Here is a 17959-nt window from a genome sequence, read left to right on the forward strand (position 1 = left end):
TGCGCAGTCGGCCGAGCATGACAGATGAGCGGGAATCAGCCCAGCCTGTTCGCAAGGGACGTGAACTGCGACCAGGTCAGCGTCGGCGTCCGCGCGTCCCACAGTTTCTGCGCGGTGGCCCGCAGCGGCATCCGCACTCCCGCCGCGACCTGCGCCTGCGTCTGGGCGTTCGCGAGGTCGCACCAGACCGAGAGGGAGCCGCCGAGGATCTGGGCGTCGTACCTCGCGGCGACCGGGGTGGTGCCGCGCAGCACGCGCGGGGTCCACTCCTCGTAGATGCGCCGGCCGGTCGGGTAGACGAAGTCGTTGGGCTCGCCGAGGACGTAGTAGAGGTACTTGTCGTTGTAGTTGAGCATCTTGCGCCCCGCGCTCAGGTACTCGGTGGGCGTCCGGGCGCCGAACTCCTTGCCGGTCCAGTAGGCGACCACCAGGTCGGCGGCGGGCTTCACCGAAGTGCCGCGGAAGAACCCGTCGTTCCACGCCCGCATCGTCCGGCCGTGGGCGCGGACGGTGGCGGCACGGTCGTTGAGCCAGCCCGTGGCGAGGTCGGAGACGCCCGCGCCGGGACCGTACCGGGCCGCCGCGGCCGCGGCGAGCTGGGGGTAGGAGGCGGCCGGGTTGCGCACCGTCAGCGCCTGGTACTCGTCGCCGCCGAGATGCCAGTAGCCGCCGGGGAAGAGACCGGCGTACTCGTTCAGCAGGTCGTCGAGGAGATTCGCCGACGCCTTCTCGGAGATGTCGATCGCGCCGCGGGTGGCGACCCCCTGCGCGTTGCGCAGCTGCAGCTCGGGGTGGGCGGCGAGGACGGCGCCCAGGTGTCCCGGCGAGTCGATCTCGGGCACGACGGTGATGTGCCGCTGGGCCGCCAGCGCGACGATCTGCCTGACCTGGGCCTTGGTCAGGTGCTCCCGGGCGACGATCTCCGGATGCGTGTCGGACTGGATCCGGAACGCCTGGTCGTCGGAGAAGTGCAGGCCGAGCTGGTTGTACTTGAGGTCGCCGAGCTCGCGCACCCGGTCCTCGATCCAGCCGGCGCTGAAGTTCTTGCGCGCGATGTCCAGCGTGAACCCGCGCTGCGGCTTGGCCGGCTGGTCGCGCACGACGCCCTCGGGGGCCGTCCCGCCGCCGCGCACCTCCTGCTTGAGGGTGCGGGTGCCGTAGAAGACGCCGGCGTCCGAGGGCGCGCTGACGGTGACCCGCCCGCCGCGCACGGTCATGGTGTACGACTCCGGGTTCGCGCCCCGGTCGGAGTTGCGGGCGAGGCGCAGGTCGCCGGCTCGCGCGTCGCTGCGCACGCCGGCGTAGGCCAGTCCCAGCTCGCCGGCGACCAGACGCCCCTCGTCGGCGAGCCCGGCGTCGCCGACCACGACCCGGCGGCCGGCCGCGGGACGCCAGCCCGGTCCGCGCGCCGGGGTGTGGGAGCGGACGGCGGGGATGGTGCGGGGGGCGGTGGACAGGGGGTAGGACCGGCTGGGGGTGGGGCTCGGGGACGGGGCGCGGGCCACGCCCGGGGCGCCGGCGGAGGAGCCCCCGGCGACCTGCCGGGAGGCCGACCCGGCCGGGGCGCCGTCGTCGCCCGAGGAGGCCCACAGCCCCGCTCCGACGCCGAGCACGGCGACCAGCCCGCCGGCCGTCAGTGCCCGTGTCACGACCCTCTGGTGCGGTTGCGTCTGCGGCGCCCGGCGCCGGTGCCTGTGCCTGCTCACTCCGCCAACCGTACGACCCGCGCGCGGCCGCGGCGCGCCGAAGTCCGCGCGAAGGGGTCCACGACACATTCTGAAACTCTCTCGTTCGAGTGAAATTCAGGCATCGGTCGGACACACTTCGACCGCTCTCGATAACGTGACGACACATCCTTCACCTCATCCCCTGCCACCACACACGTGACGCGAGGATCCACGCTGCCTGCGCACCGCCTTCCCCACCTCTCCGGCCGCCTCGCCATACCGGCGCAGACCCGGACATCGCCGGTGCCCCTGCTGCACGGCTTCAACACCGCGTCCGCCGATGAGGCCCGCCGTGTGCTGCTGACCTGCCTGCACAGTCCCCGCTGGGCCCGTCGCCTCGCCGACCACCGCCCCTACCCGACGGTGGACTCGCTGCTGGCGGCGTCCGACGAGGCGGCGTACGACCTGACGCCGGACGACCTGGCGGAGGCGCTGGCGGCGGAGACCCTTCCCGCACTGCCGGACGACGCGTACGAAGCGGCTCACATGGCGCTGAACGCCGCCCACTCCGCCTACGAGGCCAGATTCGGACACGTGTTCGTCATCTGCCTGGACGGGATGCCGCCGTCGGAGGCCCTGGACCATGTCCTGGAGGGCATCCGGTCACGGTTGGCGAACGATCCGGAGGAGGAACGGGTGGTGGCGGCGGACGAACTGCGCCGTCTGGCCAGGGGACGGCTGGTAGGCGCCGTCAGGGGCGCCGGACCGTAGCCCGATGTCCGGCAGCGGCCGCCGTACGGCCGTGACCGGCCACCATGGCGCCGCGCCCGCACACACGGGGCATAACAGCCGAGACCGCCCCGGATGCCGCAGGCGCTCACCCATACGCGTGCCACTTTGATCACACCGGTAGGCCCGGCGTAAGCCCTGCGCCGACGTCTCGCTACGATGCTGGGGGCCGGTGGACCGTACCCGGCCGGGCCCGTCCGACACCCAAGCCGGCAGGCCCCAATCCCCGCTCCCGGAGGGTTCTTCCGTGCCGGCTGGAACGCTGTACCGCGGCCGGGAAGGAATGTGGTCCTGGGTGGCTCATCGAGTCACCGGCGTCCTCATCTTCTTCTTCCTGTTCGTCCACGTGCTGGACACCGCCCTCGTGCGTGTCTCCCCCGAGGACTACGACAAGGTCGTAGCCACCTACAAGACCCCCATCGTCGCGCTGCTGGAGTACGGCCTCGTCGCCGCCATCCTCTTCCACGCGCTCAACGGCCTGCGCGTCATCGCCGTCGACTTCTGGTCGAAGGGCACGCGCTACCAGAAGCAGATGCTCTGGACCGTCGTGGGCCTGTGGCTCGTGCTGATGCTCGGGGCGGTCTACCCCGTCCTCGGACACGCCGCTCGTGAACTGTTCGGGAGCTGACACCCATGGCGACCACTGAATCCACCGCAGCCGGCATCGGCCCCGTCGAGGGCGCCCCCGGCTACGGCGTCGACAACCCGGCGCCCTTCATCGAGGCCCCGCGCAAGCGCACCAAGAAGACCCCGAAGTCCACCCGGGGCAACTTCGAGATGGCCGCCTGGCTGTTCATGCGTCTGTCGGGCGTCGTGCTGGTCGTGCTGGTCCTCGGCCACCTGCTGATCCAGCTGGTGCTGGACGGCGGCGTGTCGAAGATCGGCTTCGCGTTCGTGGCGGGCCGCTGGGCGTCCCCCTTCTGGCAGGTCTGGGACCTGCTGATGCTGTGGCTCGCGATGCTGCACGGGGCCAACGGCCTGCGCACGGTCATCAACGACTACGCGGAGCGCGCGAACACCCGGCTGTGGCTGAAGGGCCTGCTCTACACCGCCACGGTGTTCACCATCCTGCTGGGCACGCTGGTGATCTTCACCTTCGACCCGAACATCCGCTAGGCACGGGGTTGCGAGAATCATGAAGATCCACAAGTACGACACCGTCATCGTCGGCGCCGGCGGCGCCGGTATGCGCGCCGCCATCGAGTCGACCAAGCGCAGCCGCACCGCCGTGCTGACCAAGCTCTACCCCACCCGCTCCCACACGGGCGCCGCGCAGGGCGGCATGGCCGCCGCGCTCGCCAACGTGGAGGAGGACAACTGGGAGTGGCACACCTTCGACACGGTCAAGGGCGGTGACTACCTGGTCGACCAGGACGCCGCCGAGATCCTGGCGAAGGAGGCCATCGACTCGGTCCTCGACCTGGAGAAGATGGGCCTGCCGTTCAACCGCACCCCGAACGGCACGATCGACCAGCGCCGCTTCGGCGGTCACAGCCGCAACCACGGCGAGGCCCCGGTCCGCCGGTCCTGCTACGCGGCCGACCGCACCGGCCACATGATCCTTCAGACGCTGTACCAGAACTGCGTGAAGGAGGGCGTGGAGTTCTACAACGAGTTCTACGTTCTCGACCAGCTGATCACCGAGGTCGACGGCGTCAAGAAGTCCGCCGGCGTCGTGGCGTACGAGCTGGCCACCGGCGAGATCCACGTCTTCCAGGCGAAGGCCGTGATCTACGCCTCCGGCGGCTGCGGCAAGTTCTTCAAGGTGACGTCGAACGCGCACACGCTGACCGGTGACGGCCAGGCCGCCGTGTACCGGCGCGGGCTGCCGCTGGAGGACATGGAGTTCTTCCAGTTCCACCCGACCGGCATCTGGCGCATGGGCATCCTGCTGACGGAGGGCGCCCGCGGTGAGGGCGGCATCCTGCGCAACAAGGACGGCGAGCGCTTCATGGAGAAGTACGCGCCGGTCATGAAGGACCTCGCGTCCCGTGACGTCGTCTCCCGCTCGATCTACACGGAGATCCGCGAGGGCCGCGGCTGCGGTCCCGAGGGCGACCACGTCTACCTCGACCTCACCCACCTCCCGCCGGAGCAGCTGGACGCCAAGCTGCCCGACATCACGGAGTTCGCGCGCACCTACCTCGGCATCGAGCCCTACACGGACCCGATCCCGATCCAGCCGACCGCGCACTACGCCATGGGCGGCATCCCGACGAACGTCGAGGGCGAGGTCCTGCGCGACAACACGACGGTCGTCCCGGGCCTGTACGCGGCCGGCGAGGTCGCCTGTGTGTCGGTGCACGGCGCCAACCGCCTGGGCACCAACTCGCTGCTGGACATCAACGTGTTCGGCAAGCGGGCCGGCATCGCCGCCGCCGAGTACTCCCAGAAGGCGGACTTCGTCGAGCTGCCGGACAGCCCCGCGCAGCTGGTCGTCGACCAGGTGGAGCGGCTGCGCGCCTCCACGGGCACCGAGCGCGTGGCGGTCCTGCGCCGCGAGCTGCAGGAGACCATGGACGCGAACGTCATGGTGTTCCGCACCGAGCAGACGATCAAGACGGCGGTCGAGAAGATCGCCGAGCTGCGTGAGCGGTACCTGAACGTCTCGATCCAGGACAAGGGCAAGCGGTTCAACACGGACCTGCTGGAGGCCGTCGAGCTGGGCAACCTGCTCGACCTGGCCGAGGTCATGGCGGTGTCGGCGCTGGCCCGCAAGGAGTCCCGCGGCGGCCACTACCGCGAGGACTACCCGAACCGCGACGACGTCAACTTCATGCGCCACACCATGGCGTACCGCGAGGTGGGCGACGACGGCACCGAGACCGTCCGTCTCGACTACAAGCCGGTCGTCCAGACCCGCTACCAGCCGATGGAGCGTAAGTACTGATGGCTACCCCGACCCTCGACAAGGCGGACGCGGCCGGAGCCCCCGAGCCCGGCTTCGCCGACTCCCCGTACATCACCGTCACCTTCCGCATCCGCCGGTTCAACCCGGAGGTCTCGGCGGACGCGGTCTGGGACGACTTCCAGCTGGAGATCGACCCCAAGGAGCGCGTCCTCGACGGTCTGCACAAGATCAAGTGGGAGCTCGACGGCACGCTCACCTTCCGCCGTTCCTGCGCCCACGGCATCTGCGGCTCGGACGCCATGCGGATCAACGGCAAGAACCGTCTGGCGTGCAAGACGCTGATCAAGGACATCAACCCCGAGAAGCCGATCACGGTCGAGCCCATCAAGGGCCTGACGGTCCTGAAGGACCTGGTCGTCGACATGGAGCCGTTCTTCCAGGCGTTCCGGGACGTGATGCCCTTCCTGATCACGAAGGACACCAACGAGCCGACCCGGGAGCGTTTCCAGACGGCGGAGGACCGCGAGCGGTTCGACGACACGACGAAGTGCATCCTGTGCGCGGCCTGCACCTCGTCCTGCCCGGTGTTCTGGAACGACGGCCAGTACTTCGGCCCGGCGGCGATCGTCAACGCCCACCGCTTCATCTTCGACTCGCGTGACGAGGCCGGCGAGCAGCGGCTGGAGATCCTGAACGACAAGGACGGCGTCTGGCGCTGCCGCACCACGTTCAACTGCACGGACGCCTGTCCGCGCGGCATCGAGATCACGAAGGCGATCGCCGAGGTCAAGAAGGCCCTGATCACCCGCCGCTTCTGACCTGCGTCGCAGTACGCCCACGAGGGCCCCGTCTCCCGGATTCGTCACCGGAGGCGGGGCCCTCCGGCGTGCAAACCCCACGATCGGGTGAACGTGATCAAGAGAGACACCGGAGCGCGCCCCGGCCTACGATGATGCTCTCGACACCAGCCCCAAGGAGGCACGCGATGTCCGCTGCATCCGTCGAGCAGCCCTACACCGACGACGAGCCGTTCTCCCTCACGGCGATCGCCGACGAGATCATGGAGCGCCATCCGGGCTACCGCGTCGAGATCATCGGAGGCCACCTCCTCGTGACCCCTTCACCGGATGCCCCGCACGCCCGCGCACTGACCCAGCTGATGATTCCGTTCATCGCCGCCGGGCTGCACGGTACGGAAACCGAGGTCCTGCAGAACGTCGGGCTGTGGCTGCCGACGGGCGCGGAGGACTACGCGATTCCCGACCTCGTGATCGTCGACGCGGACATCGACGACCACTTCGTGGAGAACAACGCGTACGACCCCGGCTGCTTCCGCCTGGTGCTCGAGGTGACCTCGGGGAACTGGAAGGACGACCTCAGGACCAAGGTCGCCGCGTACGCCCAGGCCAAGGTGCCCGTCTACGTCATCGTCGACCGCAAGCACCAGCGTGTCCACGTCCTCACCGAGCCGGTCGTGGGCGGTTACGACAACCACCAGTTCTACGCGCCGGGCCAGTCCGTCACGCTGCCCGACGTCATCGGCGCGAAGGTCACCCTGGAGGCGGCCGAGATCCTCGCGGCGGGCCGCCCGAGGAAGAGCGACTGAGCGCTCACCACCGCGCGTACCACTCCGGGTCGTCGCCGAGCCGCCGGCGCAGGTAGTCCTCCAGGTCGTTCGCCGCCCAGCGGCGGCTGTCGTTCTCGTGGTCCCAGACGAAGACGTCCGGCCGCTGTGGCTTGACGACGCAGGCGAACAGGTCGCCGCCTGCGCTTTCGCCGAAGAGCAGCAGTGGATCGAACGGCATGTAGAGGTCGCGGAAGGCGGCCGAGCTCCTGAACTCCAGGTTGCGGCCCATCACCTCGCAGACCGAGCAGACGACGGCGAACCCGTCCTCGTCGTGCGCGCCGTCCGCGAGCCGCCAGAAGTCCTTGAGGGCAGCCGGAAGAGGATGCCCCAGCACGGCCTCGGCCGCCCGCATTTCCTCCTCGCAGCCGGGACCGCCGAACTTCACGTCGGCGCTGAGCGAGGAGACGAGATCGATCCACATGCGGCCATCTTCCACGGTTCCCCACGACGCACAAGCCCTTTCGCCCATCGCCTCCCCCGCCCGAGCGCCCTCCCGGTCGATCCCTCCCGCACGGCCCCGGCATCCGAGTTGAACATGTTCAAAAGCAGGTCTACAGTCATCCCTGACAGCGTTTTGAACGCGTTCAAGAAGAGGTGGGGAACATGGACCGCACGGTCATCGCCTACGTCGTCTACCTGATCGTCAGCATCGGGCTGACCGTCTGGGTGGCCAGGACCCTCAGTCGCAACGGGCGGGTCTTCCTCGCCGACGTGCTCCAGGGGGACGAGAAGCTCGCCGACGCCGTCAATCACCTCCTGGTGGTCGGGTTCTACCTGATCAACCTCGGGTTCGTCGCCCTGTACCTGAGCGGCGACGACACCATCGAGGACACCCGGGGCGTCTTCGAGGCCCTGTCGACCAAGCTGGGCGTGGTGCTGCTGGTGCTCGGCGCGATGCACCTGGGCAACGTGTACGTGCTCAACCGGATCCGGCGGCGCGGGATCATGGAGCGGGAACAGCTGCCGCCCGTCGCCCCGCAGGGCTGGACCGCCCCGTCGGCGCCCGCGACCGGGGCGTGAGCACCGTGACGGCCGACCGGGCCGCGCAGGGCGCACCGGCCGCGCAGGCCGCCGCCGACCGGGACGCCTCTCGCGTCCCGGTCCGCCGGCTCACCGTCCTGCACGACGCCGAGTGCTCGCTGTGCGGCTTCCTGTGCGACTGGCTGCGCCGGCAGCCGCAGCTGGTGCCGCTGGAGTTCGTCCCGGCGGGGTCGGCGCAGGCGTGCGCCCGCTATCCCGGCCTCGACCACCGCGCCACCCTCGACGAGATCACCGTCGTCGGCGACGCGGGCCAGGTCTACCGGGGCGCCGCCGCCTGGATCGTCACCCTGTGGGCGTTGCGTGAGCACCGCGCGCTGTCCCACCGGCTGAGCACTCCGGCCGGGGCGAAGGTCGCGCGGGCCGCCGTGCTCGCCGCCGCCAGGTGGCGCCAGGGGCAGGAGCAGGCCGCCGGCTGGGGCGGGGGCGTGTACCGGCGCGGCGACGGCTGGTCCTACGACCCGCAGCTGGGCTGGCTCTACGACCCGCCCGCCTGTGCGGGCGGCGCCTGCGCCACTGACTAGGCTCTCCTTCCGTGTCCGCGAACAACGACGGTCCCGACGAGGCCGCTTCCCCGACCGGGTCCCCCGGCACCCCCGCGTCCAAGTCCGAGCAGACCCGTGCCCTGATCCTGGAGACGGCGATGCGGCTGTTCCAGGAACGCGGCTACGACAAGACGACGATGCGGGTCATCGCCAAGGAGGCCGGGGTCTCGGTCGGCAACGCGTACTACTACTTCGCCGGCAAGGAGCATCTGATCCAGGGCTTCTACGACCGGCTCGCCGCCGAGCACCGGGAGGCCGTCCGGGACGTCCTCGCGCGGGAGACGAGCCTGGAGGCCCGGCTGGCGGGGGTGCTGCGGGTGTGGCTGGAGGTGGCGGAGCCGTACCACGAGTTCGCCGTCCAGTTCTTCAAGAACGCCGCCGACCCGGACAGCCCGCTCAGCCCGTTCTCCGCCGAGTCGGAGCCCGCGCGCGTGCAGGCCATAGCCGTCCACCAGGAGGTGCTCGCGGGGTCGAAGGCGAAGGTGCCGGAGGAACTGCGGGAGGTGCTGCCCGAGTTGATGTGGCTCTCGCAGATGGGCCTCGTCATGTACTGGATCTACGACCGCACGGAGGGCCGCGAGCGCAGCTACCGGCTGGCCGGGCGGGGTGCGCGCCTCACCGCGCGGGGGGTGTCGCTGGCCCGGTTCCGGGTGCTGCGACCGCTCGTCCTGGAGGTGCACGACCTGTTCACGGACTTCCTGCCCGGGATGACCAACGCGCTGCCGGACCCGGCGAAGAAGAACCCGCCGGGCCCGGCCGAGGCGTGAGTCAGCCGACCTCCGCCCCCTCCTCCAGCTCCACGTCGAACACCAGGGGCGCCCCGGCGACCGTCAGCTGCCGGGTGCGCTTCAGCAGCGGCGGCTCGGCCGTCGTGACCAGCAGATAGGTCCCGGCGGCGGGGACGGAGAGGATGTACGAGCCGTCGGCGAGCGAGGTCACCCGGTCGCGTTCCGCCCCGTCCCGCGTCAGCAGGGTGACCGTCGCGCCCCCGACCGGGTCGCCGGCCGTGTCGCGGACGAAGCCGTGGACGACCGTGGCCGCGTCGCCGCCCGCCGCGGCCTGCTCCGCGGCCTCCTCCTTCGGCTCGACCGCGAGATGCGGCAGCCGCTTCTCCAGCCACCCGGGCAGCCACCAGTTGGAGTTGCCCAGCAGGTGCATCGCCGCCGGCACGAGGGCCGTGCGCAGGATGAACGCGTCCAGCGCGACCGCCGCCGCGAGGCCGACGCCCGCCATCGCCGCGCCCGAGTCGCCGCTGAGCACGAAGGCGAGGAAGACGCACACCATGATGAGGGCGGCGGAGTTGATGACCCGGCTCGTCTCCGCGAGGCCCACCCGGACGGCGCGGGCGTTGTCCCTGGTGTGCACCCACTCCTCGTGCATCCGGCTGACCAGGAAGACCTGGTAGTCCATCGACAGGCCGAACAGCAGGGACAGCATGATGACCGGCAGGAAGGCGTTGATCGGCCCCTCCTTGCCGAGGCCGAGCAGGTCCAGGCCCCAGCCCCACTGGAAGACCGCGACGAGGACGCCGAACGAGGCGGCGGCCGCGACCAGGTTCATCACGGCGGCCGTCAGCGGCACGACCAGCGAGCGGAACGCGACCAGGAGCAGCAGGAAGCCGAGACCGATGATGGTGGCGATGAAGAGGGGCAGCCGGTCGCCGGTGACCGTCGCGAAGTCCTTGGAGACGGCCGTCACACCGCCCACGTGCGCCTCGGCCCCGGACGCGGGGATCACGTCGTCGCGCAGCCGGTCGATCAGCGTGTCGGTCTGCTCGGACTGCGGCGAGGTCGTGGGCACCACCTGGATGACCGTGACCCCGCCGGCGGGCGGCAGCGCGACCGACTGCGCGACGCCGGGCGTGTCCTCGATGCCCCGCGCGAGGGCGGTGGCGTCGCCGTCGGCCACGACCACCTGAAGGGGGCCGTTGAAGCCCGGCCCGAAGCCCTCGGCGAGCAGGTCGTAGGCCTGGCGGGTGGTCGTCGAGGCGTCGTCGTTGCCCTGGTCCGTGGCGCCGAGGCGCAGCGACAGCACGGGCAGCGCCAGGACGGCCATGACGACGAGGGCGAGCGCGGCGATCGTCCGGGGGCGGCGCTGCACGCCCGTCGACCAGCGGGCCGACGGACTGCTCGTCTTCTCCGGCTCGGGCCCCGTGGCCGCCAGCAGGCGCCGCTGCCTGCGGCTCAGCACGCGCACGCCGAGGAAGCCGAGCAGCGCGGGCAGCAGCGTCGTCGCGGCGAGGACGCTCAGGACCACCGTGAGAGAGGTGCCGATGACGACGCCGTCCAGGAAGCGCAGGTTCGTCACCAGCATGCCGGCGAGCGCGATGCACACCGTGCCGCCCGCGAACAGCACGGCCCGGCCTGAGGTGTTGAGGGCGGTGACCGTCGACTCCTCCGGGTCCAGGCCGCGCAGGACGCCCTTGCGGTGCCGGGTGACGATGAACAGGGCGTAGTCGATGCCGACGCCGAGTCCGATCAGCGAGGACAGCAGCGGGGCCAGGTCCGGGATGTCGGTGACGTGGCTGAGCAGCTGGGTCGAGAACAGCCCCATGCCGACGCCGAAGACCGCCACGGCGAGCGGCAGCAGCATCGCGTACAGCGAGCCGAAGGCCAGGAACAGGACCACGGCGGCCGCCGCGAGGCCGACCATCTCGGCGAGGCCGGTGGGCGGCTCCTGCACCCGCTGGACGGCCTGGCCGCCCACCTCGACGTCGAGGCCGTCCCGACCGGCGCCCCGCGCGGTGTCGACGACGTCCTGGACGAGTTCCTTGGGCACCGCGTTCGCCTGCTCGGTGAAGGTGATCTGGGCGTAGGCGATCCGCCCGTCGCCGCTGATCTGCGCCGCACCCCCCGCGTAGGGGCCGGTGACCCCTCCGACGCCCTTCATCTTCGCGATGTCGTCGAGGACGGGCTGCATCCGGGACCGTACGCCCTGGTCCCGTACCGAGCCCTCGTCGACCTTCCAGACGACCGTGTCGGTGTCGCCCGCGCGCGCGGGGAACGCCTTCTCCATCAGGTCGTACGCCTTCTTGGAGTCCGTGTCGGGGAGGGAGAAGACGTTCGCGTAGTCCGTGCCCGCCGCCGAGGCCGAGAATCCCAGCCCGAACAGCGCCCCCACCCAGAGCAACAGGACCACCAGCCGGTGCCGATAGCACCAGCGCGCCAATGCCGCCACGCTCAAACTCCTTCTGCAGATCGTCGGTCGGTCCCCCAGGTCCTGGGCACCAGGATCGGCGGGCGCGCACCGGTGCGGACATGCGGACGGGCCGACTCTCAAGGAACTCCAAAGCGGGAACCGGTCCCGGCGGCCCGGGGGCCCGCCGATACTGGGGGCATGACGACGGCTTGTGGAACCGTGCTGGTCGTGGAGGACGAACCGAGCATCGCGGACGTCCTCGCCATCGCCCTGCGCTATCACCGCTTCGAGGTCATGACGGCGGGCACGGTCCGTGAGGCCCTCGCCCTCGCCGACCGGACCAGGCCGGACGCGGCCCTCCTCGACGTGATGCTGCCGGACGGCGACGGCAGGGCGCTGGGGCGCGAACTGCGGGCCCGCAGGCCCGACCTGGCGCTGGTGTTCCTCACCGCGCGGGACGCGCCGGCCGAGATCGTCGGCGCCCTCGGCTTCGGCGACGACTACATCACCAAGCCGTTCGACATCGACGTGGTGGTCGCCCGGATCACGGCGGTCCTGCGGCGCACCCGGCCGGCCGACGTCCTGCCGCAGCGGCCGCCGCTGCGCTACGGCGACCTGGAGCTGGACGAGACGACGTACGAGGTGCACCGGGCGGGGCGCTCGGTCGAGCTCACCCCCACCGAGTACGCGCTGCTGCGCTTCCTGGTGCGCAACGGCGGCCGGGTCGTGCCCAAGGAACAACTCCTGCGCCACGTCTGGCAGTACGAGCACACCCCGCCGGAGTCGACCGTCGTGGAGACTTACATCAGCTATCTGCGGCGCAAGCTGGACTCCCTGGGGCCGCCGGTGATCACCACCCGGCGTGGCGTGGGATACGGGCTGGCGTGAGGCGGATCCACCGGCACGGCGTCCACTCCCTGCGCGCCAAGCTGACGGCGGCGAGCGTCGGGCTGCTCGCGCTCGGCATCGTCGTGGCGACCGCCGTCAGCCTGATGGGGATGCGGCACTACCTGCTCGACCAGGTGGACACCGAGCTGACCCGTCTGCGCGACTCGCTCGGCGGTTCGCGGCTCACGCTGAGCCAGATCGACTCGCTGAGCGCGCTGAGCGTCGTCAGCGACCGCCTCTCGCCCCGGGGCGGCGACGCGCCTCCCGCGCCGGACTCGGTGTTCACCGCCGTCGACGGCCGGGGCACCGCCCTCACCCTGTTCGGCGTCGAGCCCACCGAAGCCCAGCGCGGTCTCGCCGACGCCGTACGGGACCCGGATGCGCTGGCCGCCGCCGACGGCCCGAGCGACGTCACCGTGCACGGCGTCCCCTACCGGGCGACCGCGACCCGGCTCTCCGACGGCACGTACATCCTGCTGGCCACCTCCACCGAGGCCCTCCACAACGGCATAGCGAAGGCCCTCCGGCTGGACCTCGCCGTCGGCACGCTGCTGCTGGCGCTGCTCGCCTGTCTGACGCTGTTCAGCGTGCGGCGGCGGATGCGGCCGCTGGAGGACATGGTGGAGACCTCGTCGGCGATCGCCGAGGGGGACCTGACCCGGCGGGTGCCCTCCAGCCAGCACCCCGCCCACGAGGTCGAACAGCTGCGGCTGGCCCTGAACTCGATGCTCCACCAGGTGGAGACGGCGTACCGCACGCGCGAGCGCAGCGCGGCCCAGCTACGCCGTTTCGTGGCCGACGCCTCGCACGAGCTGCGCACCCCGCTCTCCGCGATCCGCGGCTATCTCCAGCTGTACGACCAGGGGATGCTGGTCGAGCCGGAGGAGCGCCGGCGGGCCTGGGACCGGATGAACGGCGAGGTGGACCGGATGGGCCGGCTGGTCGACGAGCTGCTCATGCTGGCCCGTCTCGACCAGCGGCCCGAGCTGCGGCTGCGCACGGTGGACGTGAGCCGTCTGGTGCGGGAGTCGGCGCAGGACCTGCGGGCGCAGCAGCCCGGCCGTCCGGTGACCGTCGAGGCCGACGGGGCCGTGCTGCTGCGGGCCGACGAGTCGGGGCTGCGGCAGGTGCTGGGCAACCTGGTCGGCAACGTGCGCACGCACACGCCGGCCGGGGTACCGGTGCGGCTCGGCGTGGGGCGGGTGGACGGCGTCGTACGGCTGTGGGTGGAGGACGAGGGGCCGGGGCTGGCCGCCGAGGACGCGGCCCGGGTCTTCGACCGCTTCTTCCGGGCCGGCGGCGGCGCGGGCAGCGGGCTGGGCCTGGCGATCGTGCAGGGCGTCGTCGGGGCCCACGGGGGCGAGGTGAGCGTGCGGACGGCGCCGGGTGAGGGCCTGGGAGTGACGGTGACGTTGCCGACCCGCCCGAAGACCTGCGCGTAGGGCGACCGCGGACCGGGACGAGACCGACCTGGACGTCCGACCGGGGGCGGCCGGCCAGGGGACGATCGGCGGAGGTCGGGGGACGGGGGACGGGGGACGGAGGGCAGGGGACGGGAGACGGGGCCCGGAGGGCGGGGCCGCGGGTGGGGTCAGAAGGGGGCGGCGACCAGGGCCCAGACGGTCTTGCCGTGGCGGCCTCTGCTCCACACGCCCCACGCCGTGGCGATGTGCTCCACCAGGGGCAGTCCGCGGCCGTGCTCCTCCCACTCCCCCACCTGCCGCAGCCGGGGGGCCTGCCGTCCCTCGTCGGAGACCTCTATCAGGCACGAGCCGTCGCCCAGGGCGGTCACCGCCACCTCGAACTCCCGCTCGCGCACGGGGTCCGGCCGGCCCGAGGAGCGCGCGGGAGACGTGTGGCGCACGACGTTGGTGGCCAGCTCGGACACGACGAGGACGGCGCCGGTGAGCGCGGGGTCGTCGGGGCGGTGTCCCCAGTCGACGAGATGGTCCCGCACCCGGCGCCGGGCGAGGCCGACGGACGCCGGATGCCGGGGCAGCCGGAAGGAGTTGCGTCTCGACACGTCCGCTCCTCCCCCGCACACACCTCCGTCGCACGGTGCCGTGCCGGGTGAGTGCCCGGTGTCACGGGGGCGTATGCCCGGAGCGTGGGATCAACCGCGCGCGCCGGGGCGCACGAAGGCTCAGATCCGGTCGAGCTTCCAGAGGCGGAACACGCCGTTGCCGTCCGCCAGGTACTGGCCGCCGCCGACCGCCGAGGAGGTGACGACGTACTCCTTGCGCTGCCACAGCGGGATGACCGGCACGTCCTCGGCGATGACCTGCTGCAGTCCGCGGAAGTCGTCGGCGACCCGGCCGCGGTCGGCGAACTGCCGGCTGTCGGCGATGTACTTGTCGACGCCCTTGTCGCTGTAGCCGGTGTTCATGGTGGAGTCGGTGCCGACGAGCGGGGCCGCGAAGGTGTCCGGGTCGGGGTAGTCGGCGACCCAGCCGACGGCGTAGGCGTCGAGTCTGCCGGTGGCCCACCGCTTCTGGAAGTCGGTCCACTCGTAACCCTTGACGTTCACCTTGAACAGGCCGCCGGCCTCCAGCTGCCGCTTGATCTCCGCGGCCTCGGCCGCCGCCGAGCCGCTGCCCAGGCCGTAGCCGTAGGTGAACTTCACCGGGATGCTGACGCCGGCCTTCTCCAGGAGCTTGCGCGCCTTCCCGGGATCCTGGGCCGGGTAGCTGTCGAAGAAGGAGGTGGTGTGACCGGTGATCCCGGTCGGGATGAGCGAGTACAGCGGCTCGACGGTCCCGTCGTACACGGTCGACGCGAGCTGCTCGCGGTCGATCAGCCAGGCCACCGCCTTGCGGACGTCGACGTCGTGCAGCGGCGAGCCGGAGCGGGTGTCGAAGTACAGGTTGCGGATCTCGGAGCTGTCGGCCTCGGTGACCCGCTGGCCGGGGTCGCTGGCGTTGAGGGCGGCGAGGACCGCGGGCGGCAGCTGGCGGGTGGCCGCCTCGACGTCCTCGGCCTTCCACGCCTTCTCCAGCGCCTCCGGGTCGGAGTAGTAGCGCAGCTCGACGGGCGCGCCCGTGGAGACCGCGCCCCGGTAGCGCGAGTTGGGCGACAGCTCGGCCTTCTCGCCCTTGGTGTACCCGGTGAGCGCGTAGGGGCCGGTGCCGTCGACGCCGTCGCCCGTGCGCAGGGCGTCGGCCGGATAGCGGGTGTGGTCGAGAATCGATCCGGCCCCGGTGGCCACCTTGAACGGGAAGGTGGCGTCCGGCGACGACAGATGGAAGGTGACGGTCAGGTTCTTGGCGTCCACGGACTTCAGGGTGGAGAACAGGGACGCCGGACCGACATCCGCGTTGATCTTCTTGACCCGGTCGAAGGAGAACTTCACGTCCTCGGCCGTCACCTTGTCGCCGTCGGTGAAGGCGAGGTCGTCACGCAGTTCGCAGGTGTAGGTGAGCAGGCTGCCCTTGGCGAAGGAACAGCTCCTGGCCGCGTCCGGCACCGGCGAGACGCCGCCCGGCTCGTATGTCAGCAGCGACTGGAAGACGTTGCTGAACAGCGCCCAGGATCCGGCGTCGTAGGCGCCCGCCGGGTCCAGCGAGGTGACGGTGTCCGTGGTGCCGACCGTGATGGTCGCGTCGCTCTTCTCCTTCGACGGCAGCAGCTGCCATCCGCCCACTGCGATCACCGCGAGGACCAGCGGCGTCAGGAGAATCCGCATGCGAACAGAGCGCATGGTGGTGCCCTGCCTCCCCAGGCCGCCAGACGGGCCCAGTCCACAAAAAGTGCCGCTCCCCTTGGCGGCGGCCTCACCTAACCACAGGAGTTTCGACCGGGGGAAGAGGTGTCCGGCGAGATGGGAAAGAACTTACCGACGCACTGTTTCGGCCGGGTTTCACAGCTCCTTCTCAGGTTCTGCGCAAGGGATCAGACGGGGCGTCAGGTCCGGCCGGGCGGCCGGGCCGGGGACCCGGCCGGGCCCCCGTCAGGCGTGCCGGGAGGCCAGTTCGACGACGGTGATGTCGGACGGCGCGCCGACGCGCGTGGGCGGACCCCAGGCGCCGGCGCCCCGGGACACGTACAGCTGGGTGTCGCCGTGGCGTTCGAGTCCCGCCACGGTGGGGTTCGCGGCGGCGGCGACGAAGTTGCCGGGCCACAGCTGACCGCCGTGGGTGTGTCCGGAGAGCTGGAGGTCGACGCCGTGGCGCATCGCGTCGTGGATCTGGACCGGCTGGTGGGCGAGGAGCACGCAGGCGCGTGCGGTGTCGCGCCCGCCGAGCGCCCGGGTGAAGTCGGGACCCTGTCCCTCGCTCTCGCCGGCGATGTCGTTGACGCCGGCGAGGTCGAACCAGCCGAGCTCGGTGCGCGCGTTCTCCAACGGGGTGAGGCCGAGCCGGCGCACCTCCTCGACCCAGCTCGCGGCGCCGGAGAAGTACTCGTGGTTGCCGGTGACGAAGTAGCTGCCGTGACGGGCCCTCAGCTGCGAGAGCGGGGCGGCCGCCGGCCCGAGGTCCTTGACGCTGCCGTCGACGAGGTCGCCGACGACCGCGATCAGGTCGGGCTGCGTCGCGTTGATCGTGTCCACGACCTTCTGCGCGAAGCCCCGGCCCAGCACCGGGCCCAGATGGATGTCGCTGACCACCGCGATCCGGTAACCGTGTGCGGCCCGCGGAAGCTTGGCGAGCGCAACGGTCACCCGCTTGACCCGGGGTCCGCGCAGCACGCCGTAGGTGCCGTAGCCGACGGTCCCCGCGGCGGCCGCGGCCGCCGCGCCGGCCGCCACCCGGGCGACGAACAGCCGCCGGGACGGCGAGGGCGCCCCGGCGCCCGGCCTCCCCGCCCCCGGCTCCGCTGACGCCGACCGCCCGGACGCCGATCGCCCGGACGCCTGCTGCCCGGACGCCTGCTGCCGGGAGTCCGCCTGCTCCGGCCCCGGCCGCCCCGGCCCGGACTTCGCCGACCCGGACTCCTCCGGCTCCGGCTTCCCCCGACCCGGCTTCCGCTGACCCGACTCGCCCGGTCCCGGCGTGCCCGGTGCCGGGTTCTGCCCCGAGGCGGAGCGTTCGAGGGCGGGCGCGCCCACCGGGACCGGATCCGGCCGCGGGCCGGCGACGGACGTCCCGGCCGGGGCTCCGGCGCGTGCCCGCCTTTCCAGGAAGCGGCGCAGCAGCGGCCGTACCGCCTCGCCCACGACGACGCCCAGCAGCAGGTAGACCGACAGGGCCAGCCAGAGGAAGCCCGGCCAGGCGAGGACCTGCTGGAGCAGGAAGGGGGCGCCGGACCGCTCGGCGACGAGGGCGCCGACGGCCAGGACCCAGCCGCCGGCGATGAGCGCGGCGCCGCCGCGGCGGGCCCACCCGGGGCCGCGGGTGGTGTCGCGGAACAGCCGGCGCCACAGGTACCAGTTGGCCGTGACCAGCACGGTCAGTGCGACGAGCGCGAAGACGATCACCAT

At 71.7% G+C, this 17959-nt stretch carries 17 protein-coding genes; 11 read left to right on the top strand and 6 right to left on the bottom strand.

Features of this window, described 5'->3' with window-relative positions:
• Positions 1-35 precede the first annotated feature (35 nt).
• Positions 36-1775, bottom strand: a complete 1740-nt coding sequence (locus OHS82_RS17035) for a beta-N-acetylhexosaminidase (RefSeq protein ID WP_079041642.1) — start codon at positions 1773-1775, stop codon at positions 36-38.
• A 108-nt stretch (positions 1776-1883) separates the two neighbouring features.
• On the opposite strand from OHS82_RS17035, the gene OHS82_RS17040 reads away from it, so the two are divergent.
• From OHS82_RS17040 to OHS82_RS17065, 6 genes are all read left to right on the top strand, one after another.
• Entirely contained in the window at positions 1884-2438 is a 555-nt protein-coding gene (locus OHS82_RS17040) for a 2-oxo-4-hydroxy-4-carboxy-5-ureidoimidazoline decarboxylase (protein ID WP_079041643.1), read from the top strand.
• A gap of 265 nt (positions 2439-2703) precedes the next feature.
• Entirely contained in the window at positions 2704-3084 is a 381-nt protein-coding gene (sdhC, locus tag OHS82_RS17045; RefSeq protein WP_079041644.1) for a succinate dehydrogenase, cytochrome b556 subunit, read from the top strand.
• 5 nt (positions 3085-3089) lie between these two features.
• Positions 3090-3572 (top strand): succinate dehydrogenase hydrophobic membrane anchor subunit, encoded by a 483-nt coding sequence (locus OHS82_RS17050; protein WP_057584555.1) that lies wholly within the window; start codon positions 3090-3092, stop codon positions 3570-3572.
• Between the two features lie 19 nt (positions 3573-3591).
• Positions 3592-5346 (top strand): succinate dehydrogenase flavoprotein subunit, encoded by a 1755-nt coding sequence (gene sdhA, locus OHS82_RS17055; RefSeq protein ID WP_057584556.1) that lies wholly within the window; start codon positions 3592-3594, stop codon positions 5344-5346.
• A complete protein-coding gene (locus OHS82_RS17060; RefSeq protein WP_057584557.1) occupies positions 5346-6125 on the top strand; it encodes a succinate dehydrogenase iron-sulfur subunit in 780 nt (259 codons plus the stop codon). Before sdhA ends, OHS82_RS17060 begins: the two co-directional genes overlap by 1 nt.
• 167 nt (positions 6126-6292) lie before the next feature.
• Positions 6293-6913, top strand: a complete 621-nt coding sequence (locus OHS82_RS17065; protein ID WP_057584558.1) for a Uma2 family endonuclease — start codon at positions 6293-6295, stop codon at positions 6911-6913.
• A 4-nt stretch (positions 6914-6917) separates the two neighbouring features.
• Here OHS82_RS17065 and OHS82_RS17070 read toward each other — a convergent pair whose 3' ends face one another.
• Positions 6918-7355, bottom strand: a complete 438-nt coding sequence (locus tag OHS82_RS17070) for an SMI1/KNR4 family protein (RefSeq protein WP_328434104.1) — start codon at positions 7353-7355, stop codon at positions 6918-6920.
• A gap of 182 nt (positions 7356-7537) precedes the next feature.
• On the opposite strand from OHS82_RS17070, the gene OHS82_RS17075 reads away from it, so the two are divergent.
• The 3 genes from OHS82_RS17075 to OHS82_RS17085 are packed head-to-tail and all read left to right on the top strand — an operon-like array spanning position 7538 to position 9284.
• On the top strand, positions 7538-7954 hold the full coding sequence (locus tag OHS82_RS17075; protein WP_057584560.1) for a hypothetical protein: 417 nt from the start codon (positions 7538-7540) through the stop codon (positions 7952-7954).
• Between the two features lie 5 nt (positions 7955-7959).
• A complete protein-coding gene (locus tag OHS82_RS17080) occupies positions 7960-8496 on the top strand; it encodes a thiol-disulfide oxidoreductase DCC family protein (RefSeq protein ID WP_328436076.1) in 537 nt (178 codons plus the stop codon).
• An 11-nt stretch (positions 8497-8507) separates the two neighbouring features.
• Positions 8508-9284, top strand: coding sequence for a TetR/AcrR family transcriptional regulator (locus tag OHS82_RS17085; RefSeq protein WP_057584561.1), 777 nt, complete (start codon positions 8508-8510; stop codon positions 9282-9284).
• 1 nt (position 9285) lies between these two features.
• Here OHS82_RS17085 and OHS82_RS17090 read toward each other — a convergent pair whose 3' ends face one another.
• Positions 9286-11685 carry an MMPL family transporter gene (locus tag OHS82_RS17090; RefSeq protein WP_057584562.1) on the bottom strand — a complete coding sequence of 800 codons (2400 nt, stop codon included), beginning with the start codon at positions 11683-11685 and terminating at the stop codon, positions 9286-9288.
• 168 nt (positions 11686-11853) lie between these two features.
• On the opposite strand from OHS82_RS17090, the gene OHS82_RS17095 reads away from it, so the two are divergent.
• Both OHS82_RS17095 and OHS82_RS17100 read left to right on the top strand, forming a co-directional pair.
• Positions 11854-12543 carry a response regulator transcription factor gene (locus tag OHS82_RS17095; protein WP_057584563.1) on the top strand — a complete coding sequence of 230 codons (690 nt, stop codon included), beginning with the start codon at positions 11854-11856 and terminating at the stop codon, positions 12541-12543.
• Positions 12540-13985, top strand: a complete 1446-nt coding sequence (locus OHS82_RS17100) for a sensor histidine kinase (RefSeq protein WP_057584564.1) — start codon at positions 12540-12542, stop codon at positions 13983-13985. The genes OHS82_RS17095 and OHS82_RS17100 overlap by 4 nt, the downstream gene beginning before the upstream one ends.
• Positions 13986-14134: 149 nt before the next feature.
• Here OHS82_RS17100 and OHS82_RS17105 read toward each other — a convergent pair whose 3' ends face one another.
• The 3 genes from OHS82_RS17105 to OHS82_RS17115 form a co-directional block, all read right to left on the bottom strand.
• A complete protein-coding gene (locus OHS82_RS17105) occupies positions 14135-14566 on the bottom strand; it encodes an ATP-binding protein (protein WP_328434105.1) in 432 nt (143 codons plus the stop codon).
• A 120-nt stretch (positions 14567-14686) separates the two neighbouring features.
• Entirely contained in the window at positions 14687-16225 is a 1539-nt protein-coding gene (locus OHS82_RS17110; RefSeq protein ID WP_242433441.1) for an ABC transporter substrate-binding protein, read from the bottom strand.
• Positions 16226-16489: 264 nt separating this feature from the next.
• Positions 16490-17959: a metallophosphoesterase gene (locus OHS82_RS17115; protein ID WP_328434106.1), complete on the bottom strand. Its 1470-nt coding sequence runs from the start codon at positions 17957-17959 to the stop codon at positions 16490-16492.

Origin of the sequence: Streptomyces sp. NBC_00425, from assembly GCF_036030735.1 — a bacterium.
In the GTDB taxonomy this organism is placed as follows: Bacteria; Actinomycetota; Actinomycetes; order Streptomycetales; family Streptomycetaceae; genus Streptomyces.